Source organism: Peribacillus loiseleuriae (genome assembly GCF_001183985.1).
Classification (GTDB): Bacteria; Bacillota; Bacilli; order Bacillales; family DSM-1321; genus Peribacillus; species Peribacillus loiseleuriae.
In genome coordinates this window covers 1,841,229-1,864,134 of record NZ_LFZW01000001.1, presented here as the reverse complement: position 1 = coordinate 1,864,134, position 22,906 = coordinate 1,841,229, and the positions used below count along the sequence as shown (strand labels likewise).

Below are 22,906 nucleotides of genomic sequence, written 5' to 3'. Positions count from 1 at the left end.
ATTCCTCATAAAACTTTAAAGAAATCTCTTTTTATATTTAACATTACCTTTACCAATACCACTAATGAAAACACTTGAACCTTCTTCATGAAAATCATTCCACTTTAGATTTAAAATCTCTTCTTTCCTTAGAGCTGTATTCAATCCAAATAAAAAGAAATACTTCTTTATAATACCCTTCTCTCTTTCCTCAAGAGCTAATTCAGACATCTGTTTAACTTCATTAACTGTCAATATTCCATGTCTTTCAGACTCATCTGCTTTACTTTTTACCCACTTCAAGTAGCTAATATCTGATACGACTTTTTTAGAATGCAAATATTCAAGAAGAGATTTCACGCTAGACATTTTCCTATTTATTGATGAATTAAAATACAGTTCAGTTACCTCTAAGTAATTAATAAAATCTTCAAAGTCATCATAAGTAATATTCATATCTTCTTCTGTTAGAAACTTAATATCTTTATCCCGTAATATTAAAAAGAAATCTTTAATATCTTTCCTATAGGCGTTACTCGTTTGATTACTTTCATATTTAGAACTTTTATTCAACTTATCATCTAAAAATCTCATTATTTGATTAAAGACTTACGTTGAATACAAATCAACAACTTATCCATTACTTTTTGTAATCTTATCTTTAATCTCATTTACGTCAGCTATTGACATGTTGAACCCCTCCTTTATTAGATTTACTCTGTCTAATGTCTTCTTCAATTAATTTAATTATGGATTTAAGCTCTTCTATTGCCTTTCGTTTTGTATATGTACTCCACTTAGATAAATTTCTTTGATACCATCCGTACAAATCATTTAGCAGCATTTGAACATTTCCTCTCTGCTTAACCTGTTAATATTAGTATATAGTAAATATATACAATCACCAATGAAAACATTAATTAATTTTATAAATTTATCTTTAAAGTTATATTAGTATTGATTTCCTTATAAATGATTGTGAATTCACACATATAAATACCTTATTTAATAAGGTATTCCTTAGATGAATTCACAATCTTTTTAAGTTAAATTCGCTGATTTATTATATGTTAACCTCTTCTTCCGCCTCTACCGCCCCGTTTGGATTCGGTATTACGTTTAAGAGATGATAAGTTTTCTTCGCTGGATTTTAGAAATTTGGACATTTTATCATCAAAGGTTTCCTTTGGTTGGAAATTACTTTTTGGGCGATTATCAGTCTTGCGGAAAGGTCTCTTAGTGTAAGTCTGTGCTTGCCCTTCTGGTTTATCAATAGTTTGTTTGATCGATAAAGCAAGCTTGCCTTCTTTTTCACTTAAGACTTTTACTTCAACTTGATCTCCTATTTTAAGATGATCATTAACATCTTTGACATAACTATCTGCAACCTCACTAATGTGCACAAGTCCGGTTATGTTTCCCGGTAACTCTACAAATGCTCCAAAGTTAGTGATTCCTGTTACTTTACCTTGTACCTTACTACCTACTTCAATTGACAATAAACTTCCTCCTAAGAATAACAATAATTCAATTATAACAAATTAATGTGATTAATCATATGTAAATGCACAATGATACCACAATAAATAGCATTTTAACACAATTCCAATAAAGAATAAATAACTGATCTACACACAATATATCCCTCCCTATAGGTGGTGATAATTATGGTTAAAGACGCACGTACAAATAGTAAATCTGATGACTCAGGAACTAAATATCACGAAGTGAAAACTGGTCACATCCCCGGTTATGGTTTAGTAGACGAGAATGCTAAGATGTTACTCAATGATGATGAAGAATCTAAGTAACTCTCCAAGAGCGCCTATTTGGGCGTTTTTTCGATTTTACATATCATCAGCTCTTTTCTTTAAAATATTTCTTTTATTTTAGCTTTCTTAGGATATTAAACAGCATTAATACTTCATCTGGACTTATATTGTGATTGTCGAAATAATCATTAACAGAAGTCCATTTATTATCATTGTTTGTTCTGTTTGTTTCTCCAAAGAAGTCTTGTATTGTAACTTCGAAAATGTCAGCTAGATTATACAGAAAATAAATACTTGGAATTGTAATCCCGTTTTCCAATTTGGAGATATAAGATTTTGTTAATTCAAGCTTGTCGGCCAATTCTTCCTGAGTTAGCCTTTTTGAAAGTCTGATTTCCTTAATTCTTTCACCAATTATCTTCATTATAGCTCCGCCGCCGTCTCATAAAATGATTAATTTATTAATCCCAATTCTCACTCATATCTAGATATGATTCTTCCTCAACTGTATATTCAATTCCATTCTTTTCTTTTATCATTTCTGCAAATTCTATAGCTTTTTCTTTTGTATTTTCTTCCGTCATACGAGCCAATTGTTCACATCTGTTGTCTTCCAAGGTAATAAACCAATTTCCACTAGACTTTTCTTCTATAATAAAAATTTCTAATGGTACTCTATCTTTTAAGATACTGTTGTTACTCAAGTTAATATTGGGTATTTTAACAATTTTCCTTGAATATTCCTCCTGGTAATAGTCAACCTCCCTTTTTAACTTACTAACTCTTTTTGCTAGGTCGTTCTTAGCATCTTCAGACACTTTTTCATTAAAATACACATCTAGAAATTCTTTCTCTGTAATCTTTAAATCACCTATTAAAAACCTCAATTTTTCATCAATTTCTTGTAGCTTTCTCGTATGATCAGATAACCCTAATAAAAAATCTGAACTTTCATTATAGAACTGAGATATTTTAATTAATGTGTCAACTTTAGGGTTTGCTTCCCCATATTCCATTTTTTGATAGCCACTTGTAGTTAATCCTATATTACCAGCTACTTCTTTTTGTCCATACCTTTTTTTCTCCCTTAGCCATTTTAATCTTTGCCCTATAATATCCATTAAAAGACAACCTCTAATCCATACACAGTTTCACTGTGTGTCTTTATGTAATTTTAATGTTTTACAAAACCTTTTAAATTGTGTGTTATTAACTTAATTGATGCGCCTTTACTCACAATTACATTATATACTAACACTAGGAGGGGTTCCAATGGATGTTTATGCTCAAGTTAAAATTGACTTAGTTTTGTTTAATGGTGGTTCGATTGAAGAAGCAGGTATTTCACTACATGATGATATTATCAAAGACACAAAGGTTATTATCACTACTACCAATGGTAGGGAAATCATTTTTGACTCCAAGAAGAGCGAGATTAATAATGTAGAAGTTTCATGGGAAGCTGAATACGATGATGAAGTCTGCTAACGCGGGCTTTTCCGTCTTTGCTTTTAATCTGCTGTTTTGATATATTAGTCAGGTTGTGAATTTTTCTATGAGGTGATTTAAATGACTGATGCAACTAAAGAAATTGACTTATCTAAAACTTATACCTATAAAGAAATGCCAGACATACAATATGCCCGTTGCGACAATTGTGATTATGCTCACTTTAATTCTTCGAGAAAGAATGGCTTATTCCTACGTGAATGTCGTAATTGCGGAATGAAAAAGACTATTTAGCTGTCGCCCATGTCAGATTGGTTATGTAAAGTATACTCTCCTCTACAAATCTAATCTGATGAATTTCTGTTTTTATAGTAGTGTTCATTAAAGTGAATCTTCATATTCTTGAATTTTACCGTTTAAAAAACTGTTAATCTTTCTCGTGTTTCATCTATAAGGCCTTTTAATTGCTGTTCCGACTTACATCCATCGTAATTAACTAGAATATCTCTTGTATCTTCGAGAAAATATTTTTCTTTTTCTGTCATGTTATCACTCCTTGTTTTTGGTTCACAATTTGTGTCTACTATCAAGTTTAGTTGAACTATGCTATTATTTAACAACATATTTAATTCGCATGCCATATCGATTAAAGTAGTAAGTACCCGGTTTTAATTCCTTATTTTTATTGATATACATCTTTCTTCACTCCTTTGCAGTTTTTATCCACATTCTATTAAAATCGTGATTTAATTGTAAATACACTTATAATAAACAACTATTGAATTCAATACCTTTATTTTCGAGTCGTTCTTCACACACCAGGCGCTCTATATATCCCTCGGCCACAAATGACTTATTCTCTCCATCCTCAACCCACTTGATAAGATACATTTTCTTCTCCCTCCAAGCTTTTGTAATGATTTTCAATTCTCATTCGTAATTCAATATCCATACTAGATACCAAGCTATATCTCGCAAGTATACCGAAAGCTTCATTTAATAAATTTATCTTATTAGTCATTCTGAACATTCTCCTTATTATTTAGTGCAATCAATTAGTCAAACTGCATATTGATCATCTAATCGTTTTAAGGCTTCATAGTTTTCTTGGTTCGACCTTTTGATCATAGCGATTCTAGTTTTTTCTTTAAAAATTTCTTTCTTTAAAGCACGTTTTAACTTACATTTTTCAGTTTCATCTTTATGTAAAATTACTTTATCAATATTTACGCCAAGGCGTTCAGATACTTTTTCAAACATAATAATCACCCGTCCCCAAAATATACTGTTACAAGCATATTCATCAATATTTCCTTACTGATAAACTCACTAGGTTTCAGTCCATGCAGCGACAATTCTGCTCGTATAGCCAACTCACTTACTTGATGAAGTTTTGCTATCAACTTATCCTTAGGTGACATATGATCCCTCCTATTTGTTAACAAGAGCTCTTAATTCATCATACGTTCATTTATCACGAATTGTGTAAAGTTACTTTTAAATTGATGAAACAATTACTTCGAATAATTCCAGTTTATCATTATTGCTCTTTATAACTAATGCCTCATCCTCAAGAAATACGTGCGTGCGATCATAGTTTGATACTTGTGTGTTATTTGCTTTAAGGAATACTTGTTGCCCAGTTAATTTAGTTGAAACAGTATCTAAAATTACGTATTTTTTCATTTTATTTAGCTCCCCTTTATAATAAATTTTATATAGTCAATGAATGAAGATACGAAGTTTATTCAAAATATAAATTAGATTGCTTCATATCTTCATCCATTGGTGTCCCACCGATTGGGTTAGCGATTCAAAAGCTATGTATTTATCTAACTCCTTAAACAACTACTACATTGACCTCAATCAATTCCATGTTATCATCATGTTCTACTATATTGAATGCTTCTACTTCAGGATATACATGAGCATAGTCAAAGTTCAAAGTTTGTGTATTATCTGCTTTGAGGAATACTTGCTTCCCTGTGATTTGACTCGAATTATTATCTTTGATTATGAATTTCTTCATGTTAGATTGCTCCTTTAATTAAATTGTTGTATTTTGCATTTTTATGTCGACACCAATATGATACCATAACACCGTATGCATTCTCTAGTACTAATTTGGATTATTTATAATAATTAGTAAATTAAAATCATGTTAAAGTATACTTAATATAACCACAAATACCAATTTACCAAATGCTATTTTAGTAAATTTATCTTTAAAGTAGTTATTTTATTGCACATAATTTTCGAATTGTGCACTAAACAACTTTAACTGTCTTAATAATCATGAGATGTCGTTGCAAACCTAATTTTCTTGAAACAATTTGTGTTGCGCTTTCTATTGCGTTGTTTTCGTCAGAAACTAACACATTCTCAGTACCCACAAAGTAGTTAAAATCCATATCTCTAACATGCCAATCAACTTCATATTTTTTGTTCTCCACAGATATCTCCCTCTCTTACTTCGCATTTTGTGTATTGTGTGTCACTTTAAAATTGTCATTTTATTTAGGTAACAAAAGATGTGCGTTGTTAGCTTTTTCTAACGAAATGAAATTAATAAACTTCTCAGCATGCAAACTTAAATAAATATCATTTTTTAAAATATCTCTATCCTTATCAATAGTCCCAAAACTAAATCCTGTAACCTCTCCTATTAGACCCATATTTTTTAATTTCATATCGCTATTTCTCATAATAGCGTGTTCTTCACTATCTTCAATAGGAGGAGGATAATTATCAATTTTTCCTGCTAAATAGAACAACCTTTTTATATCAACGTACCTAAGTGATCTTAAGGTGTCAAAATAACTTATTACCGCGGCCTCATAACTATTCTCTTCGATAAAAACGTTCTCAAAGCCATTTAAACTTAATACTATCTTAGCATCTTCGTGTTCTTCTATGATGTCAGCTAAAACTATTGGTGATATTCTCTCACTAATATATTCATCTAAGAGTTTTGTGTGTGGAGCATACATAGATATTCTTTTCAATTGTTCAGACTTCTTTGTAATTCTTCTGTCCAGTCTGTTAAATTTTCTGTAATTTATAAAAGCACTGATACTTGGAGCAAGACTCAAAGCATCTTCAAATATTGGCATCAGTTCTAAAGAAATTTCTTTAAGATGATTTTTGATATTATTAATTTCACTAACCATTTTATTCATTATTCCATTCCCTTTCATCATAAATTATTCGATTTAATGCAATTTAGAATTATTTTCTAATTTCGCCATCTGTTCATCTACGTGTTTTATATCGCTTAGTAAAAATGAATACATCTCTTCTAGCTATTTCACATCTTTATTAATAATATATGTAGTGCTTCAAATGACCCATTTAAACTGTAATAGCTCTGCTCGTTTTTTAGCATGTTCCCACTCCTTTCATTCGTCAAAATCTCCAGCTCCAACTTCTTGATACATTTTAAAATATACATCTGCTACTGTTTGGTAGTGTTTTCTAGACTCTTCAACTTCACCATTCTCAAATTTATCGGCTTCTCGTTGATGATAAATATGCATTTCCCATCAGTGATCAAGTAGTTTTTCTTTGTTCATGTTAATCCACCTCCCTTTAAATTACCTGTTTTATCATTCTAAGTGAAAAGGATATTCTCTTCACTTAGAAACTTAATACTCTTATTGGTTCTCCGTACAATCAATTATTGATACTAACTTAATTTTTTCCCCATCTAAATTAATCAAAGGAAGATTAATAGTATTATCGATTGATCTTGCATTTAATAAATAAGGATAAAATGGACTGCTTTCATCGTCAATTTCGGCCGTTTCAAGAATCTTTACTAATGTATTAAATAGTAAAGGGATATCGTTGATATGTTTAAATGGATTGTAAAATAATCTATTAACTTCTCTCAGATAAATTTGCCATATATCATTTAAAATCTTTGATCCCCTATCTGGGCTAAAACGGACTTGATCGACTTCCCCTTCATCGTCTATGTAATTCTGATAAGCAAACGAGCTGCTCATTTGCAAAAAGTCTCCTGTATATAATGTCCCTTTGTACTCTATTACAAGTTTTAATTCTCTTCGATAAAAATTGAATTTGTTATTTGCTGATATTCGTTTTAGTAGATATTCCAAGGCTTGTAATTGTTGGACTGTATACATTATTATCTCTCCCTTATAGATGTCTTGTTTTAAATCACTTATTTAGCAGTTAAAAATCAGCTAGTTGCAGAGTTTCATAGTTTTGTAAATTACAGAAGTCACTTTCAATTATATTGAGGCTGTCTACTAAATATTTTAATCCTCCTATCCACATATAATCTTCGCTTTTGTAAGCTATTTCTAATGCATCCTCTAAATATGGTAATACTGATCGTTTTCCAATATTCTTTACTATCTCAACTGCTTCAATTGCACCAGGCCAATTTATATCCTGCATTAAAAATAGAAGTGAAGGAATCGAATTCTCATTTTTGGGAAACCCAATACTACTGATAATCAGCATTGCATTTGGCCAAGTAGTTTTCATGTCTCTCTGTATTAACAAATCGACATATTCTTCCGGAACATAAATTAACTGTCTTATGGCATCTTTTTGAGTAGGCTTTGGTTTTAAATAACTCATATTAGGTATTAATTTCATAATAACTTCTTTTTTCATATCTTTCTCCTCTTACAATAAAAGAGATTTTTTATTCGCGTGGATATTTATATAAATTATCAATACTTTATATCTAGCACATATTGACTAAACAATAACATAAAAGATAATATATGGATATATTATAAAGGAGGTGATACACTTGAAAAAGATTTCAATATTACTTTTTTCTGGAATAATTCTAGTAACTCTTTCTTTTGGTAGTCAAATTGATGTTCAAGCTGCACCCAAATCATTTAAAAACTGCACTGAGTTAAATAAGGTATATAAAGGTGGAGTTTCTAAATCATCAACAGCAAAGAACGTAGGCGGTAAAACTAAGTACAAGCCAACTGTTAACGCTGAATTGTACAATGCAAACAAAAAACTCGATCGAGATAAAGACGGTATTGCATGTGAAAGGTAATACCATTGCTCTGTTAGATCTTTCCTCTATCAGAGCTTTTTTGATAAAACTCTTCTTTTATTACTGTCTGTTTTCTTAAATTCATCTTACCACATCTATCCAACCCACCGCAATGTCCTTTTGTTTATTTTATAATTTTATCTTTATTATTTTAGAGTAAAGAAAAAGCCTGTGCAATTAGGCTTTCTAACGTTAATTTCACATTGAAATGTTACATTATTTTTAATTATTTTTTTACTCCAACTATGTTAAATCTTACTTCTAGCAGACTATCATCTTCCAGTAGAAAGATTATCTTGCAACAATTTTATTAACAGGTTGAAATCCTTTTGTTTTTAAAAACTTCATGTTATGATTAAAATTTTCCATCGAATCAGAGCAATCAATAGCTTCAAAATTCAATTGATTAAGTGTGATCTCATCAAATTCCACAGATAAAATCGTCGCTTCTGTATTTCTTCCTGTTGAAGTGTCTAAATGCTCATCCTTTGCATGGACTATTACCCTTTCAAACGGAAGTATCGCAAACATATCTCTAGCAATTCTAATTGAACAGCTGCATACATAATCTTGAAATATGCCATAGTACTTAGTCAACGGCATATCTTTTACAGATAATTTACCTGTCTTAGTCAGAGTCTTTACTTGTTTTGGTACAACTTCTTTTGATTGAACATCAAATTCTACCTCCAGTACCATTGGGTCATCTATAAAAAACTCAAAACCACTACCAAACTCTAATAGATCATCAAGTGGTGACAATTCTTCGATAACTTCAAAATAAGCATCCACATCTTTATTCAATATCCTATTGGCCAATTCAATTGTTTTTTTGAGCTCCATGTATTCTTTTTGGTCAAGTTCTTTTGCTTTTTCTACCTCTATCCTCAATTTCTGCTCTGCTTTATCATTCGTTTTTAATATCTTCTGTATGAAACTTGGCTTGAATGTGTTCAATTTCTCTCTAGCCTCTATTTCATGTTTTCCTTGTTGATTGAATTGATTAGGATGAGTAGACGATGCGATTTCTTGCCAATCAAAAATATCGTCACATTCCTTATGTATAGAATGGATAAGTTCAATTTTATTCTCATACATTTCAACTTCATACCTTGCTCTTTGTAACTCTTCTTGTTTAGCTATTTCTTTCTGTTGCCTAAGCAACTGTTGTCTATTTTGCTGTGCAGCAGACTTATATTTTCTACCTGAACTAGAAGTCGTGGTGTATGATATTCCAGTCCCTGGAATGCTTGCTGTTGTTCTACGCTGACCTCTAGAGTTAACACTATATCTTAATCCTTTAACGCCTGCGCTCATTCCTACTCCTCGATTTGAAACATTTAATCTTACTCCAGGTGCTATTTTAAAACTCTTTCTAAATCCTAAACCCATTTATAGTTCAACCCCCTTTTAGTAAAATTACACCATATAGTTTCTATTATACAGAAATAATAATCTAAATTATGAACTTACTATCCAAGCAAGCTATTTTCTCCTTTGGATTTTTCTTTTCACCTTTTTCTCAATTAATTTAGTCTCATATCTGTAAGATCATTGATCATCTTTATCCGTTCACTCGCCCCTCCTATTTAAAGCACTCATACATACTATAAGCCCATATAATTAGAGTTAATGTAATTAAAAATGAATTATTCACAACGAATGATTTAAGATAGGTTTTCATAGCAACATCTCCACTTCACCATATTGTATAATTCGTAATTTTATCTTTATAAATAAAGATTGTGAAAACACCTGTCAAAAAAAACTATAAACATTGTAATTTCTAACTTCATTTCACAATCTTTTCTTTATGAAATCTGCATTTTATTAGATATTATTCTTCTATCATCTTTCTAACATTGTCTAAATGATTACTATCCATCACTTTACCATTAGTATTCAAAGCGATGAAGAATCTGATTATTCCCTTTCTTGGCAACTCATCGATTTCAGCAATTGGTATAGGGTAGTTTTCAAAGTGACCTTGATCCCTTAGTGTCAAATCGCTGAATTTTTTACCTTCATATTCAAATCTGTCCTCGTAATAATCTAAAATGGCTCTCATTCTCTGTTTACCATCCAATACCTCATAACTCAAATTCAATTTACTCCACGTCTCACTGTTATATCTAACAAAAACAAATTTACCAATATCAATATTATTAAAAACAGAATCATTTAAATTCACCTTGCCTCCCAATTCCCAAACATACTCTCGTTGATAATCCAGATCAAAATTAACACCGAAATAGTAAGCCTTACTTAATAAAGAGGCTATATTCTGATTAGAGTAATTGAGTCTCATGTTCTTATTTCGTATGAATGATTCCGTTTTCGCAGGCAACTTCCTAATGTCTAACCGAGTAACATACCTCAGTCGATGTTCGTGTCTTATTGGATTTCCTCTATTGTGGTCAACGGAAGTGTAATCGATCAAATATATTTTTCCGCCTTCAAGTGAATTTTTTACAATCACATCTTTCAAATTTCCGATACCAACTTGTTGGCCAATTTCAAATGTATATATAGGCTCAGGTATCAAGTAGAGTTTTTCTTTTACCTCGTTTAATTCATATTCCAATCTTTCGGCTTTTAATTCTTCTTCTGTTTTCTTTATCTTTTTAGCCACTATATCTATCCCCTCCTAGTTTATTAAAAATTCACCAGTTAAAAGATGGGAAGCAGAAGATAAGAGATCATCATCAGCTAGAAATTATAAGAGAAATCATTCTAAAGAAAAATTGAAAGCCGTGTTATTCATTGGTGCAATCGGCATTGGAATCCTATATTTTTTATGGAGCGTTCCAAATCCAAAAGTTGAAGATAATCAGATTTGGAACAATAATGACACCAACAACTATATTGATTGGAAGCAAAATCAAAACTTAAATGAAGGTAAGATTAATAGTTGGTCAGAATAACTTCTATTAATTATCTCCCTCTGTCCAATGGCAGAGGATTTTCACATTTAGTTTAGCGCCCCCATTAAAAGGTTAAATTTAATGTGCACCATATTAAACTATAACGTTACCCTTTATAAAACAACACCGAACCTAAGTAATCATAAAGTTTATCTAATTCATCATTGAATAATGTTAGAGTATTGCCGTATCCATCCTTAAGTGTTAACGTATGATGATCATAATTTTCATTAACATTCCATTTAACTTCTCTAAATCCTTCTTGTGGAAACTCATTTAATTTGACGAATTCATTAATGTTGATGTTCATTTTATATCCTCCATCTTTTCTATGTCTACTTTCACTTTTTTATCCATTCAAATAACCTCCTCTTCAATATTTACACCGGTTGCTTTTAATGCTGCCACACAAATTGCCAACGGTGCTGTTTTTTCTTGCTCAGAGCTGTAATCATCACTTTTCCCGTCAGTAAAATATGCCCAAAACCCTTTATATCTAAGTTCTAGATCAAAAATCAATTCCGTGTTTCCGTAGCTTATTTTCTCAACTATTAACCAAGCATCCTCTAAATCTTCTGAAGGCCTAAATTCATTTATCGAACACATATCGCCCGTTATCATATCGTGATATAGATATCCGTCAGAAGTCCATCCCATAACCTTTTCAGCAATTAACCTGTCAATTTCGTATCCCAACTTCATTCCTCCCCCATGCTTACGTTTACTCTTAAATGCTCCATTTTTCATCGTTATCAATCTAATAAAACCACGCTTTTAATGTCAAACAGTTTAGTCATACTATTTATACATCAATTTCTTCTTCCTATTTCCTTTAAAAGCTGTCATAATAAAAAATAAAATTCATGGAGAATACTCTTATGATTTGGCTATTAGTATCCTTATTAGGCATAGTGATTGTTGTTTTTGCTATTATTTATTTTTTTAATGAAGCAAAAGCATTTAATAATAAAACAGCAAGTACTTTTCCACTTGAAGGTGGAGCAATTTTATTAGGGTTTCTCTTAATTGTGTTTGGAATACTTAAGGCTACAGGTTCTTAATATTCTTTAATTCTCTGACTTAAAATATAAAACTTTTAGTTAAACCATTAAATCATTAGTGGTTTTTCTTATGTCACAGGTTTTGTCAACTTTCTTCCATATTTTTTCGGTATATGCCTTTAGAAAGAACGATTTATCCTCAGTTAATTCTAAAACCTTATCGCATAATTGACCGTATCCAACAGTATTTTCTAACGGGAATAAGTATTTAACCTTCTTAGATTGCTCCTTCACAAATTCATCAGATAGTTTGTAAATTCTAATCGCTTCTTCCAGTCGTTCAGCCTTTTCAGCTTGTGAAATAAGCCAATCGATATCTTTTCTATTAAGAAAAGTATCCCAATCCCGTTTTTCCCACGTACTTTTGACCATCTGTAATCGGTTTTCTTCCATCCTTTTACACGTCCTTTCTACCGCATTCTTTATGTCAACTTTCCTTCACAAAACGTTGGGCAAATCTTAATTGCTGTCTAATATATGGATCATTTTTATTTCCACCTGATGTCAACCAATCCCCAATACGTTGGTTTATATCTTGTAAAACTTCTAGTGGCAAATGACGAGCTATTGAAGAGATTTCTTGAATTGCGTTTGCCTCGGCCATAAACTTCCTCCTTCCCAAGTTGGAAAAAATTAGACTAGTTTAGTTTGTGTTAGATGTTGACTGTTGCAATTTTAAACATATTATCATTTCTTCGTAAATCGGAAAAATAAACTGTTCCATTTTTATTCAATTTATTGCATAATTTACTAATACACTTAAATTTTAGGAGTAAAACGATTATGTTAAAACAATTAAAACGCACAGTATTGTGCAAAAAAATTAATATGTTAAAAAATCAAATGATTAAATCGGGAATGGACAATGGTATCTCAAGTCCTGAAACTATTAAATATAGTCAAGAACTAGACAAATTGATTTATAAGTATCAACGCTTGGTTAAAACCACTTATTAGGATTTCTTTTCAAATCGATTTCACGAAACGAACCTAAAAACAGGTGAAATTTTTCAAAAGGGCAGTTCCTAAGGCAACCTTTCCTGCAGCTCATCATACTTTTCCAATAGCTCTTCGTATGGCAGCTTTGAAAACTCATCCAACACTTTATTTTGCTCTGGTGTCATTTGATACATAATAAAACCTCCTATTATTGGATTGGCTTTTTGATTAAATTTGCAAAGGGTGCCTTCTTTAAGTTGATGATGTTACGTTTATTTAGATTGATCATACTCTCCTACCTCCTCAAAATAGTTTCAATGTAATTTCAGATACCGGATATTTCTCGCCAATTACTTCCCATGCTGCCATAACATTATCATGCTGAATGTACTCATGAAACTTGGCCTCGTTTGTCACTACTTCAAATTTGAATAGATACACGTGTATTCCTCCTTTGCGATTTTTAGTTATTCTGATTTTCTTATAAATTAATCTTTAATCTGAGTAATACTCATTTAAATCATATCCGCTTTTCGTTAGCCATTTTTCAATTTGTGCGAATGAGGTTTCTTCAATAAGTTCACTGATTTCTTCTTCATCCATTCCCATGCAATCGTGATGATCTCTAAACACTTCGTATACGTATTCTTGATAGGCCATGATTGTTTGCCTCCATTCAATTTAACATTTTATCTTATAGAATGAAGACCTAGTAACTTTCTAAATTCTTCTTGCATATGTTCTTTACCACTTTTGAACCCTTTACTACGATCTTCTGCGATTTTCAATTCAGCTCCATGCATAAATTCCATAATTCCAAATGTCTTAATAACTAATTCATATAAGTATTCGTACAGTTCTGCTGTTTTTTTCTTCAGTTATTAATTTTTTGATACGTGCAACAACTTCATCGTCAGTAATATTGTATTCTTTCCCAAATCGACTATTAAATCTATAGAGTTTCTTTGCGTTCAAACATCCTCCTCGTCTTTCTGAAAACTCTTCACAAGATGTTGGCACATAAGTTCCACTTGTATTATCTTCTTCACCAATCCATTTTTCAACCATATCTCATTTCCCCTTTCTATATAAAATTAGAATTTTAGCTTCTTCTTAAAAGGTTTCTAGTGCTTCATTTCCAAATGTATTTTATTTTCATAGAATCCAACCTCCTTCGAATGAAATACTTATTTTAAACTCTTCAGTTATTCAGCTACCAATAAATTAGATTTGGAAAAGTAATTTCTATATTCATTTAATTCCTCTGTGGTAAAGACTGATCCTGCTGAAGTCCAAGTAATGATCCCATTAGATAATACTGTTAGATACTTCCCAGTTTGCTTATTTTTAAGTTTCATTTCCCATATCCCCTTTGCATCCTCATTGGACTGTTTATTTATTTCTGCCTCCTAACTATCAAATATATAATATCGTGTAAATTCATCTTTATAAAGTAATAGTTTCCAAATTATCTAAGTTTTTAATTTAAGAGAAAACCTAATTTCTAGGCTTCCTCTTTTGTCAAATACGCTGCAAATAACTCATCCATTAATTCTTTGTCTGTATCTTCTCCATGGTGATACAAGTAAAAGTAAACCATTTCAGCTAATTCGTGCGGTTCCACTTCGTGAAGTTTTAATATTCGTATAAGTTTTTGCATATGCCATACCTCCTAAGTGGTTATAGTTAATTATATGCTGCGATGATTATTCATATGTCTAATTCGTGTAAATTTACTTTTAAAAGGTCATTTTAATGTGAGCAAAAAAAGAAAGGAAGAGACGCTAACCTCTTTCCTCCCTCTCATTTTAATCCTCTTTTCGTTTATCTCCGATTATACTCATCACCCCTGATGTCACCAAGACGCACCGTTCCATGAAATTCTGGGTCTTTCAACTTACTGGGCTCTGTTATAATTTCACCTGATGGGCCATTTTTACGTTCGGTTGAAATTGGATGATTTATCCCACTACTAATGTTACTGTTTTCATCAATAAGCACTAGTGTTTTCCCGTCTTTTACATCATCTGAATATGCTGCAGCATTATGCCGAGTTAGCCCCATACCGATAAGTCCCTCTGTCAGTGAATCACTTTCACCTGTAAAGAAATTCTTTACTTTCTCCATGAATGATTCATCATGTGGCTCATCCATCACGACATTTACATCTGAGGAAAATTTCCATTTATCTTTTTTGTCTGTTACAAGTAGAATTTCGTTTCCATCATACCCAATTGTCTTCAATTCATTGATCGCTGATATCACTTCTACACTCGAATCAAAAATCCCATATACTCTTTTATTCATTTCTATTCCTCCTCTGTTGAGCTGTTTGTATGCAAATACCCTTTATACGCTTAACCAAACCAGAAAACTTATTTTGAAGAGGCATTTTATTTATATAATCAAAAATAGCCCATTAAACGATGGGCTTGTTTTAAATTAAATTATATTGAACGCATATAAACAAAAACCACTTATCACAAGGAGTATTAAACTTGAAACAGACAATATGTGTTTTCTAGTTTCACGTTGGTACTTCCACTCCATGAATGCTCTGAAGGCAAACAGAATAAAGAAATAAGTAAATAGAGCAGGAACTAGTTCAATAGAAGCTACTGATAATCGATAGAACAAAACGATTATAAATAATATTACAATTATCCACTCTCCCCTTTTGTGAATTTTATTCGCATGTGTGTAGGATCTTCCCTTTTCTTTTTTGATATTGAAAATTTTTCTAATTACTTTATCAAATACGATACCTAAAATGAATACTGCCAAGAGAATTATGTAACCTTGTAACGGTGTCAGAATGTACCAATCCTTTTCTATGTGAGTTTACTGTGTTGGATATATTTTACTAGATTGTAGGATTAATTGGAAGCCAGTTATAAGAAAAGCCCACTGAACAGTGAGCTACACTATGAGTAATATTCTTCCACCGTTTGTTCTATTCGTTCAACTAGGTATCGTTTTTCATCATAGTGCTCATTGATAATTTTATGATTAGGCTCCAAGTTATATTTTTGAATGAGTTCATTAATTTTAGTTATTAATTCCTGATACATTAATTTTTGTGTAGGTCGAATAGGTTCCTCTTCATTAAAATCGATTAGGTAAACTTTAGCGTATTCTGTATGTTCTTCAATCACAATTTTTTTCAATTAGCCCCCTCCTTTTTTCGTACTTTTTATTGATATGTCGGGAGAAAAGGAGATATTCAAATTAATTTAAAAGAGCGAATTTATTGAGCGCACTCTGCTTCATCTCTGACACTATCTTTATAGTTCATTATCATATCGAGACGTTTTAAAAATTGACTCTCAGCAGGTGTTTTATCTTCTTTGTAGAGCAGTTCAGTACCTAATTGATAACACGCACCGAAAAATGCTGATCCAACTGATTCTTTATCCATAGTAATTCTCCTCTCTTTGTGCCATTAATCTAACAATACTTCTTGTGCGCTTGTATATTCTTGCTCTAATTTCTTATAAGCTGCCATTGTTACATAATAGATGTTATGTCCATACAATTTAGGTGAATTGCAATTGTGTTCCGTGTAAGTGTCGTGATACTTGATTCCTCTTCCCTTAAGTTCCAATGGCGTAGATATTCTGAACTTCCCCATAATTGCTGAAAACTTAGCTTCAATTTGTGCTTGTGGTTTAGTGTCTCCCATTTCCGGACAGTAGATAGTTGCTGTTTGATTTGTCATTTTTAAAACATCCGTTCATTTTATGTAATTTAATCTTTAATAACACATTTTCCGCTTCCTTATTTCTTAAAACCATTATATGCCAATTAAACCAATAACACAAATAAAACTTATAAATTTATCTATAATATTCATTTGAAATCATAGTTTTATTGCACAATAAAGAGAGAAAAGACGCAAACTCCTGACCTTCCTCTCTATTTGATCATTTAATTAAGATGTTCCTTTATTATCATAGGTGAACTTTGATAACGATTTCCCTAAGGCTTCTGCCATTATAGCAAGACTGTTTGCCATACCATCCACTTCTTGCATAGATGCATTTTGTTGTTCCATGGTAGCAGATAATTCTTCTGTACCAGCAGAGGTCTCTTGGGTAATTGATACTATATTCTCCACAGCTTTTACCGCTTTTTTTGTTTCTTCTTCAATGAGTCTTGATGCACCAGTCACGCTGTTGATTTGATCGACCATTTTCGTAATATTATTAGCGATTTCATCAAACGCCTTACGACTATTATCAATCACTTCGGAACCAGACTTCACTTCCTGTACTACTTCGACCATAGCTTGTTCAGCTTTTTGGGTTTCCTTTTGTATACTTTCGATGATGCTTGAAATTTGGCTTGTCGATTCGGCAGACTGTTCAGCCAGTTTTCTAACTTCATCAGCTACTACCGCAAACCCCTTGCCATTTTCACCAGCTCTCGCAGCTTCAATGGCTGCATTTAGTGCTAATAAATTCGTTTGGGAAGCAATGTCATGGATAACATTAAGAATTTCATTAATTGCTACAGACTTAACTCCTAATTCTTTAACAATGTTTGCTGCTGAGGAAACCTTGTCTTCAATAATCTCCATTTCCTGCATCGATTGTTCTGCACTTTGTATCCCTTTTTGAGAAGATTCCTTCGTTACTAGCGAACGATCCGTCATTTCATTCGTGTATTGAATAATTTGTTTAACTTCATAATCCACTTGTTGAATCTCCTCCATAGTTTCACCGGCATGATGTGCTTGATCAGAAGATCCTGCCGCCATTTCCTCCATCGTTGAAGATACCTGTTCAATTCCAACTTTTATTTCATTTGTGGATGTCATTAATTCTTCACTGTAAGCAGCCACTTGATCTGAAATACCCGCTGCATCTTGAATCAAGACTCTGGTATTTGAAGTCATCTCATTCATCGCGTGTGCTAATTGCCCTAATTCATCTTTTGATTTAATCTCTAATGCTTCAACTGTTAAATTACCGCTTGCAATTTCTTTCATTTGTTCGACTACTTTTAAGATCGGTTTGATAAGTCTTCTTACAATCTCAAATATAACTAAGGCAAGTATTATGATTCCAATTACACCAATAATGATGGACAAATTTAGTAAATCTCTGGATTCCTTCTTTACTTCATTTATTGGAATCGCTATCATTAGTGACCATGGTGTATTTGTTGAGCCTATTTTAATGGGTGAAAACGTCTTATAAACATCTCCGTTATCTACAGGGTCAAAGTCACTAATTGATAACGATTTTCCTGATTCAACTGTAGATTTAATCTCATTCACTGACTTTATACCTTCAAGCTCATAATAGCTTTTCCCAACTAATTTGTTTGATTTATGAGCCACCAAAGTTCCGTTATTGGATAGAATTGCACCGAAGCCACTATCGTAAAGAATTAAGGTATCATTCATTTTCCGCATAGAATCTAGACTAATATCAATTCCAACTACTCCCACTATATCATCACCAATTTTAATAGGAGCAGTAATAGATGTCATCAACACTTTCTCGCCATTTACTTCATATGAATAAGGATCTAAAATCACTTCCTTCCCACTGTCTTTAGCGCGCAAATAGAAGCCTCCTACTTCTGGTTTGTCATAACCTTCTAAGGCCTTTACACTAATTTCCCCATCTTTCCGACTCCAATATGGAACAAACCTTCCCGTTCCATCATGGCCTATCGAGTTAACGAATTCTGCGTCATTCCCATCAAAGGCATTCGGTTCCCAACCTGTCCAAATAGCTAAAAATCGTTCGTTCTCCTTAAGAGTCTTATTCAAAATGGCATTCGCAAGATCTCTTTCCGCCCTATTTCCTTCCACCATCGAACCTAATGTTGTTGCCAATACTCTGACAGTGTCCATATAATAATTAAGTTCCGATTCGATATATTTTGCATCCTTTTCACTTTCTGCAATAGTAATTTGATTGGCATTCTTAACTGCTAAATTATTTGTTTTATAAAGAGTAACCCCTATAATTGAAACAAAGATAAGTATACTTGTGCTAAGTACTGTTATTATTATCCGCGTAAATAAATTCAACGTATTATCCCCCTATTATTCGTATGGAAAAACTTAAGATGTTAACCAATGGAAAAAACACTCATTTTAGTTTTAATTTCCATTCCTCCTTTTTTGCAAGTTGTAAATATGTAATAGAATAATCCTCCCTCTTAACATATATCGTTAAATTTCCCCAAATTTCAATAGTAGTTAACGATGATATAATAATAATTCTGAATAATTAAATATTAATATTCGAGATAAGCAAAGAACTTTGCGTTCTCAACATATAAGAACAATTAGTGCCTTTCTAATTTTCGTTGTGTATGGCCTTATCTCTATTGTGGTGATAAGTGAATATTATGGTAAAAAACCTCTCAACGTGTTAGGTTGAAAGGTTAATGTTTGGTTAGTCTGTAATTTTACCCCCTTAATTGGATGTGATGCTCTATATATAGCTTACACCTAAATAGGGGGGTAACGAATTACAAGTCTATAATTTCCATAACCTTCCATATTGATTTGTACTTCTTCTTTTTACCACTTTCGATTCTACTCGTTTCAAATTGCTTTATGTAATAATCTAAACCTTGTTCTCTTAATGCAGAATTCAGTATGTCTAAATTTTTTAACATTTTGCCATTCTGTTTAACGTTAATTTTAGCAATCAATTCTTTTCTGTCCACTGCTGTAAGTATTACTTCTCCAACTATACTTTCTAAATACTCTATTAGTTCCATTTTTGTGATACTCGTTTCAATATGTTTATTCCTCCTGATTTATATATTGGATTTATGTAAAGGATAATTAGTTAGATTGATTAAGTTGTTTATATTCGTTCATAGCCTGTTTGAATTCTGGAGTGACCTGGAATAAGCTGAATATCTTTTGTGACTTTACGTCCATAGCTACAGTGACATATGTTATTCCTTTAGAGTCATAAAGTCAGATACCCGTTTGTTGTAACAGAAAAAGAAGTTTGATTTAGTCATAAAGTTATATTCTCCTTTCCTATTAATTATCTGTATCTACTTCACCAGTGCCATTACAAGTTATACACTAGTTAGTCTTGTTCACATCAAACAAATAAACTAATATAAATTTATCTTTGTTTTATATTAGTTTATTTGTTAAGAAAAAGTTAAAAATATATATTGTCATAGATAGTAATATTTGTTATTATATTTATTTACGCACAGTCGGTGGATAAGATGTGCATAAGTGTATCACTATTGATGATACAGGATGGGTAATTTGAGTATGTTACAGATTAGTACAGAACGTTTAGTGTGATAGGTATAGTGGTAAGTACGGTAGATATAGCAGTGCATTAGTTGAATAGTACACTTCATATTCGAACTACTTGTTACCCCACTTTTGACCAAAATTAAGAAATAGTCAGTACATTTTATGATCTGAAATATGGTAAAAATTTCAAAATTGTACTGGCACCAGTTTATGCTGCGTTTTGTAGGCGGGGATTTAAGGTGAGTAAACGAATACCGTATGTAATGGATATTACTTATGGAACTGGGGGGCTATTTTACACCCAAAACAAGAATGTTTGTTTGTATACGTAGTGCAACACTTCTATTCACACCGCATCACCAAGAATTGACTCGATATGTATTTCCACCCTAATGTTTTCCATTTATTATGATTTTCACCTCAAATCCTATCGAAATCGTATCGTAAAAGTTTTGATAATCAATCAATATCTTACCCTCACATCGTCCAAATTTGACCATATTCCATTAAAAACAACCTCTAGCCATACTCTCCCAAGGCTCCGTCGATTGAAGTTGACTAAAATAAAAGAAAACCCCTATATTATAAGGATTTTCTTTCTAATTCCACCTATTTACGATACGACTTTTTCGTCCCTTCGATACAACTTTCATAACTCTGTTTTCGTTATTACAGGGTTATTCTTTTATAATTTAAATTTCCTAACCAATTCCCTTAATTTCTCTGCCAAATCAGCTAATGATGAAGCAGAAGAAGTTACCTCCTCAAGAGTAGCTAATTGTTCCTCAGATGCTGCAGCAATTTCTGTCGCATTACCTGAAGACACTTTGGCTAATTGAGCAACTTCTTCTATAGATGCATTTACTTGTTCTACACTTGCGGACATTTCTTCAGATATTGCAGACAGCTCCTGTGCTTGAGCACTGACACCTTCTATTGATTTTAATATTTGATTAAATGTTTTCCCTGTTTCTTCTGCCAAATTTAAACCATTTTGTACTTCCTTATTTCCGGTGTTTGTCATTTCAACAGCTTTCATAGTGTCCATTTGAATTAGTTTGATGATTTCTGCTATCTGATTTGCCGATACTTTAGAGGATTCTGCTAATTTTCTAACCTCTTCAGCTACAACAGCAAATCCTTTCCCATGTTCACCTGCTCTAGCGGACTCAATTGCTGCATTGAGAGCTAAAAGGTTAGTTTGTTCCGCAATACCTGTAATGACTTCGATAATTTGTCCGATTCCTTTTGATCTACTTTCTAGTGCTTCCATAACCGTAATAGTATCCCTACTTGCCCCATAAATTAACTTCATTTGTCCAACTACTTTTTGAATATTAACATTTCCTGTATTGGCTTGTGTTGTTGTTTCCATTGTAGATTCTGCTATCACAGATGTAGATTCCGCAATACTTTGTACGCCTATTGATATTTCACCAATTGATCGAGCACTTTCTTCTGTATTTTCCCCTTGAACCTCAACACTACTGGCTACTTCTTGAATTGATGTGACCACTTGTTTTGTGGCAGAAGTGGTTTCTTCCGTACTAGCCATTAATTCTTCTGAAGAAGAAGCAACTTGCTCGGATGTGAGATTAATCTCGTGGATAATAGCTCTTAAATTTTCAGCCATTTGGTTAAATGATGAGGCCACTTGACCAATTTCATCTCTATTTTTTATCTTAATCTCTTCAATTGCTAGATTACCATTTGCGATTTCTTTTGCATTTTTAGTTATCATTTCAAGTGGTCTTGATATCATACGTGATACAACGAAGGCTATCGTTAAACCTAAGATTACTCCTACTGCCAAATAAATTAAGGTCAGTTTAAAGGAAGTAGTAAAAAGTTCACTACTATCATCTCTACTTTGTAAAGCTTGATTTTTGTTCAACTCCAATAGATTTTCTAAGTAAATTTGCATATCAGAAAATAGGATGCTACCTTCATTCAGTATGGAATTTAATTTTGTCACATTATTATTATCTGCTCCATTTATGATATTAACACTAGTACCTAATTCCATAAATTCACTATGTATAACTTGATAATTTCTCCATTTTTCTTTTAAAGCATCGAAATTCTTTCTGTCCTCTTCTAAGGTGATAGTTTTTTCATAATAATCAAATGAAGTATCAATCTCTGAAAAAGTATTATTCATCTCTTCTTCTAATTTTTTAAGCTCAAGTGAATTTGGTTTTAATAAATATTCATACTCCAAAGCCGTTATATGTTCAGTAAGATAGTTGATGTTATTGATTGTTGCTGTTCCCGGCAACCAATTATTTGCAATTTCTTTTGTTTTATCATTCATGCTGAGCATATTAGAAATCGAAACCCATCCTAAAATACCCATAATGAGTAACACCGATATAAAACCGATGTATAATTTCTTTGCTACTGTAAATTTCCCCTGTTTCATTAATGCCATCCCCTATTTTGTTATTCTCATGCTGATTTACTAATAATTATAT

At 32.1% G+C, this 22,906-nt stretch carries 39 protein-coding genes; 6 read left to right on the top strand and 33 right to left on the bottom strand.

The window, feature by feature from the left end; all coding sequences use genetic code 11:
• Window positions 1–15 precede the first annotated feature (15 nt).
• A complete protein-coding gene (locus tag AC625_RS08745) occupies window positions 16–552 on the bottom strand; it encodes a tyrosine-type recombinase/integrase (protein ID WP_049680955.1) in 537 nt (178 codons plus the stop codon).
• A gap of 497 nt (window positions 553–1,049) precedes the next feature.
• Window positions 1,050–1,478 (bottom strand): S1 domain-containing RNA-binding protein, encoded by a 429-nt coding sequence (locus AC625_RS08740; protein WP_049680954.1) that lies wholly within the window; start codon window positions 1,476–1,478, stop codon window positions 1,050–1,052.
• A 168-nt stretch (window positions 1,479–1,646) separates the two neighbouring features.
• Here AC625_RS08740 and AC625_RS26565 point away from each other — a divergent pair, with 168 nt between their 5' ends.
• Complete coding sequence (locus tag AC625_RS26565) at window positions 1,647–1,790, top strand: hypothetical protein (protein WP_156187469.1); 144 nt, start codon at window positions 1,647–1,649, stop codon at window positions 1,788–1,790.
• A 73-nt stretch (window positions 1,791–1,863) separates the two neighbouring features.
• Here the strand turns inward: AC625_RS26565 and AC625_RS25075 are convergent, their stop codons facing one another.
• Both AC625_RS25075 and AC625_RS08730 read right to left on the bottom strand, forming a co-directional pair.
• The gene (locus AC625_RS25075; protein ID WP_053178038.1) at window positions 1,864–2,175 is read right to left on the bottom strand and encodes a helix-turn-helix domain-containing protein; all 312 of its coding nucleotides are present in this window, start codon (window positions 2,173–2,175) and stop codon (window positions 1,864–1,866) included.
• 37 nt (window positions 2,176–2,212) lie between these two features.
• A complete protein-coding gene (locus AC625_RS08730; RefSeq protein WP_049680953.1) occupies window positions 2,213–2,872 on the bottom strand; it encodes a helix-turn-helix transcriptional regulator in 660 nt (219 codons plus the stop codon).
• 151 nt (window positions 2,873–3,023) lie between these two features.
• On the opposite strand from AC625_RS08730, the gene AC625_RS08725 reads away from it, so the two are divergent.
• Window positions 3,024–3,239 carry a hypothetical protein gene (locus AC625_RS08725; protein ID WP_049680952.1) on the top strand — a complete coding sequence of 72 codons (216 nt, stop codon included), beginning with the start codon at window positions 3,024–3,026 and terminating at the stop codon, window positions 3,237–3,239.
• 81 nt (window positions 3,240–3,320) lie between these two features.
• The gene (locus AC625_RS27620; protein WP_245644960.1) at window positions 3,321–3,494 is read left to right on the top strand and encodes a DUF8096 family protein; all 174 of its coding nucleotides are present in this window, start codon (window positions 3,321–3,323) and stop codon (window positions 3,492–3,494) included.
• A 122-nt stretch (window positions 3,495–3,616) separates the two neighbouring features.
• Here the strand turns inward: AC625_RS27620 and AC625_RS28140 are convergent, their stop codons facing one another.
• The 10 genes from AC625_RS28140 to AC625_RS08690 all read right to left on the bottom strand — a co-directional run bounded on the left by AC625_RS28140 (window position 3,617) and on the right by AC625_RS08690 (window position 7,847).
• Window positions 3,617–3,745: a hypothetical protein gene (locus AC625_RS28140; protein ID WP_281177219.1), complete on the bottom strand. Its 129-nt coding sequence runs from the start codon at window positions 3,743–3,745 to the stop codon at window positions 3,617–3,619.
• Between the two features lie 323 nt (window positions 3,746–4,068).
• A complete protein-coding gene (locus AC625_RS26560; RefSeq protein WP_156187468.1) occupies window positions 4,069–4,221 on the bottom strand; it encodes a hypothetical protein in 153 nt (50 codons plus the stop codon).
• Window positions 4,222–4,259: 38 nt separating this feature from the next.
• Entirely contained in the window at window positions 4,260–4,460 is a 201-nt protein-coding gene (locus AC625_RS08720) for a hypothetical protein (protein WP_049680951.1), read from the bottom strand.
• Window positions 4,461–4,465: 5 nt separating this feature from the next.
• Window positions 4,466–4,621, bottom strand: coding sequence for a hypothetical protein (locus tag AC625_RS26555; RefSeq protein ID WP_156187467.1), 156 nt, complete (start codon window positions 4,619–4,621; stop codon window positions 4,466–4,468).
• Between the two features lie 76 nt (window positions 4,622–4,697).
• Complete coding sequence (locus tag AC625_RS08715) at window positions 4,698–4,886, bottom strand: hypothetical protein (protein WP_049680950.1); 189 nt, start codon at window positions 4,884–4,886, stop codon at window positions 4,698–4,700.
• A 154-nt stretch (window positions 4,887–5,040) separates the two neighbouring features.
• The gene (locus tag AC625_RS08710) at window positions 5,041–5,229 is read right to left on the bottom strand and encodes a hypothetical protein (protein WP_049680949.1); all 189 of its coding nucleotides are present in this window, start codon (window positions 5,227–5,229) and stop codon (window positions 5,041–5,043) included.
• A 238-nt stretch (window positions 5,230–5,467) separates the two neighbouring features.
• Window positions 5,468–5,653, bottom strand: a complete 186-nt coding sequence (locus AC625_RS08705; RefSeq protein WP_049680948.1) for a hypothetical protein — start codon at window positions 5,651–5,653, stop codon at window positions 5,468–5,470.
• A gap of 60 nt (window positions 5,654–5,713) precedes the next feature.
• The gene (locus AC625_RS08700; RefSeq protein ID WP_049680947.1) at window positions 5,714–6,379 is read right to left on the bottom strand and encodes a hypothetical protein; all 666 of its coding nucleotides are present in this window, start codon (window positions 6,377–6,379) and stop codon (window positions 5,714–5,716) included.
• Between the two features lie 474 nt (window positions 6,380–6,853).
• Window positions 6,854–7,348 (bottom strand): hypothetical protein, encoded by a 495-nt coding sequence (locus AC625_RS08695; protein ID WP_049680946.1) that lies wholly within the window; start codon window positions 7,346–7,348, stop codon window positions 6,854–6,856.
• Between the two features lie 49 nt (window positions 7,349–7,397).
• The gene (locus AC625_RS08690; protein ID WP_049680945.1) at window positions 7,398–7,847 is read right to left on the bottom strand and encodes a hypothetical protein; all 450 of its coding nucleotides are present in this window, start codon (window positions 7,845–7,847) and stop codon (window positions 7,398–7,400) included.
• A 142-nt stretch (window positions 7,848–7,989) separates the two neighbouring features.
• On the opposite strand from AC625_RS08690, the gene AC625_RS08685 reads away from it, so the two are divergent.
• Window positions 7,990–8,253 carry an excalibur calcium-binding domain-containing protein gene (locus AC625_RS08685; RefSeq protein ID WP_049680944.1) on the top strand — a complete coding sequence of 88 codons (264 nt, stop codon included), beginning with the start codon at window positions 7,990–7,992 and terminating at the stop codon, window positions 8,251–8,253.
• Between the two features lie 291 nt (window positions 8,254–8,544).
• On the opposite strand, the gene AC625_RS08680 is transcribed toward AC625_RS08685, so the two are convergent.
• The 4 genes from AC625_RS08680 to AC625_RS08660 form a co-directional block, all read right to left on the bottom strand.
• A complete protein-coding gene (locus AC625_RS08680) occupies window positions 8,545–9,645 on the bottom strand; it encodes a DUF4236 domain-containing protein (RefSeq protein WP_049680943.1) in 1,101 nt (366 codons plus the stop codon).
• A gap of 445 nt (window positions 9,646–10,090) precedes the next feature.
• On the bottom strand, window positions 10,091–10,885 hold the full coding sequence (locus tag AC625_RS08675) for a DUF262 domain-containing protein (RefSeq protein ID WP_049680942.1): 795 nt from the start codon (window positions 10,883–10,885) through the stop codon (window positions 10,091–10,093).
• Window positions 10,886–11,283: 398 nt separating this feature from the next.
• On the bottom strand, window positions 11,284–11,487 hold the full coding sequence (locus tag AC625_RS08665; protein WP_049680940.1) for a hypothetical protein: 204 nt from the start codon (window positions 11,485–11,487) through the stop codon (window positions 11,284–11,286).
• Window positions 11,488–11,534: 47 nt separating this feature from the next.
• Window positions 11,535–11,873 (bottom strand): BC1872 family protein, encoded by a 339-nt coding sequence (locus AC625_RS08660; protein WP_049680939.1) that lies wholly within the window; start codon window positions 11,871–11,873, stop codon window positions 11,535–11,537.
• A 182-nt stretch (window positions 11,874–12,055) separates the two neighbouring features.
• Here AC625_RS08660 and AC625_RS08655 point away from each other — a divergent pair, with 182 nt between their 5' ends.
• Window positions 12,056–12,238, top strand: a complete 183-nt coding sequence (locus AC625_RS08655; RefSeq protein ID WP_049680938.1) for a hypothetical protein — start codon at window positions 12,056–12,058, stop codon at window positions 12,236–12,238.
• 39 nt (window positions 12,239–12,277) lie between these two features.
• Here AC625_RS08655 and AC625_RS08650 read toward each other — a convergent pair whose 3' ends face one another.
• Both AC625_RS08650 and AC625_RS27240 read right to left on the bottom strand, forming a co-directional pair.
• A complete protein-coding gene (locus AC625_RS08650; RefSeq protein ID WP_049680937.1) occupies window positions 12,278–12,631 on the bottom strand; it encodes a hypothetical protein in 354 nt (117 codons plus the stop codon).
• Between the two features lie 34 nt (window positions 12,632–12,665).
• Window positions 12,666–12,842: a DUF6877 family protein gene (locus AC625_RS27240; protein WP_180320078.1), complete on the bottom strand. Its 177-nt coding sequence runs from the start codon at window positions 12,840–12,842 to the stop codon at window positions 12,666–12,668.
• Between the two features lie 179 nt (window positions 12,843–13,021).
• On the opposite strand from AC625_RS27240, the gene AC625_RS25560 reads away from it, so the two are divergent.
• A complete protein-coding gene (locus AC625_RS25560; RefSeq protein WP_082190989.1) occupies window positions 13,022–13,195 on the top strand; it encodes an aspartyl-phosphate phosphatase Spo0E family protein in 174 nt (57 codons plus the stop codon).
• Between the two features lie 285 nt (window positions 13,196–13,480).
• Here the strand turns inward: AC625_RS25560 and AC625_RS26545 are convergent, their stop codons facing one another.
• The 13 genes from AC625_RS26545 to AC625_RS08610 form a co-directional block, all read right to left on the bottom strand.
• Window positions 13,481–13,618, bottom strand: a complete 138-nt coding sequence (locus AC625_RS26545; RefSeq protein WP_156187462.1) for a hypothetical protein — start codon at window positions 13,616–13,618, stop codon at window positions 13,481–13,483.
• Window positions 13,619–13,672: 54 nt separating this feature from the next.
• On the bottom strand, window positions 13,673–13,837 hold the full coding sequence (locus AC625_RS26540) for a hypothetical protein (RefSeq protein WP_156187460.1): 165 nt from the start codon (window positions 13,835–13,837) through the stop codon (window positions 13,673–13,675).
• A 177-nt stretch (window positions 13,838–14,014) separates the two neighbouring features.
• Complete coding sequence (locus tag AC625_RS08645) at window positions 14,015–14,245, bottom strand: hypothetical protein (protein WP_049680936.1); 231 nt, start codon at window positions 14,243–14,245, stop codon at window positions 14,015–14,017.
• Between the two features lie 137 nt (window positions 14,246–14,382).
• Complete coding sequence (locus tag AC625_RS26535; protein ID WP_156187458.1) at window positions 14,383–14,535, bottom strand: hypothetical protein; 153 nt, start codon at window positions 14,533–14,535, stop codon at window positions 14,383–14,385.
• A gap of 146 nt (window positions 14,536–14,681) precedes the next feature.
• The gene (locus tag AC625_RS26530) at window positions 14,682–14,837 is read right to left on the bottom strand and encodes a hypothetical protein (RefSeq protein WP_156187456.1); all 156 of its coding nucleotides are present in this window, start codon (window positions 14,835–14,837) and stop codon (window positions 14,682–14,684) included.
• Window positions 14,838–15,001: 164 nt separating this feature from the next.
• The gene (locus AC625_RS08640; RefSeq protein WP_049680935.1) at window positions 15,002–15,484 is read right to left on the bottom strand and encodes a YflT domain-containing protein; all 483 of its coding nucleotides are present in this window, start codon (window positions 15,482–15,484) and stop codon (window positions 15,002–15,004) included.
• 135 nt (window positions 15,485–15,619) lie between these two features.
• Window positions 15,620–15,961: a DUF4181 domain-containing protein gene (locus AC625_RS28480; protein WP_049680934.1), complete on the bottom strand. Its 342-nt coding sequence runs from the start codon at window positions 15,959–15,961 to the stop codon at window positions 15,620–15,622.
• Window positions 15,962–16,101: 140 nt separating this feature from the next.
• Window positions 16,102–16,344 (bottom strand): hypothetical protein, encoded by a 243-nt coding sequence (locus AC625_RS08630; protein WP_049680933.1) that lies wholly within the window; start codon window positions 16,342–16,344, stop codon window positions 16,102–16,104.
• A gap of 80 nt (window positions 16,345–16,424) precedes the next feature.
• Window positions 16,425–16,595, bottom strand: a complete 171-nt coding sequence (locus tag AC625_RS26525) for a hypothetical protein (protein ID WP_156187454.1) — start codon at window positions 16,593–16,595, stop codon at window positions 16,425–16,427.
• A 24-nt stretch (window positions 16,596–16,619) separates the two neighbouring features.
• Window positions 16,620–16,895, bottom strand: coding sequence for a hypothetical protein (locus AC625_RS08625; protein WP_049680932.1), 276 nt, complete (start codon window positions 16,893–16,895; stop codon window positions 16,620–16,622).
• Window positions 16,896–17,108: 213 nt separating this feature from the next.
• A complete protein-coding gene (locus AC625_RS08620; RefSeq protein ID WP_049680931.1) occupies window positions 17,109–19,223 on the bottom strand; it encodes a methyl-accepting chemotaxis protein in 2,115 nt (704 codons plus the stop codon).
• Window positions 19,224–19,669: 446 nt separating this feature from the next.
• On the bottom strand, window positions 19,670–19,924 hold the full coding sequence (locus tag AC625_RS08615; RefSeq protein WP_049680930.1) for a hypothetical protein: 255 nt from the start codon (window positions 19,922–19,924) through the stop codon (window positions 19,670–19,672).
• A 1,193-nt stretch (window positions 19,925–21,117) separates the two neighbouring features.
• A complete protein-coding gene (locus tag AC625_RS08610; protein ID WP_053178036.1) occupies window positions 21,118–22,854 on the bottom strand; it encodes a methyl-accepting chemotaxis protein in 1,737 nt (578 codons plus the stop codon).
• Window positions 22,855–22,906 lie beyond the last annotated feature (52 nt).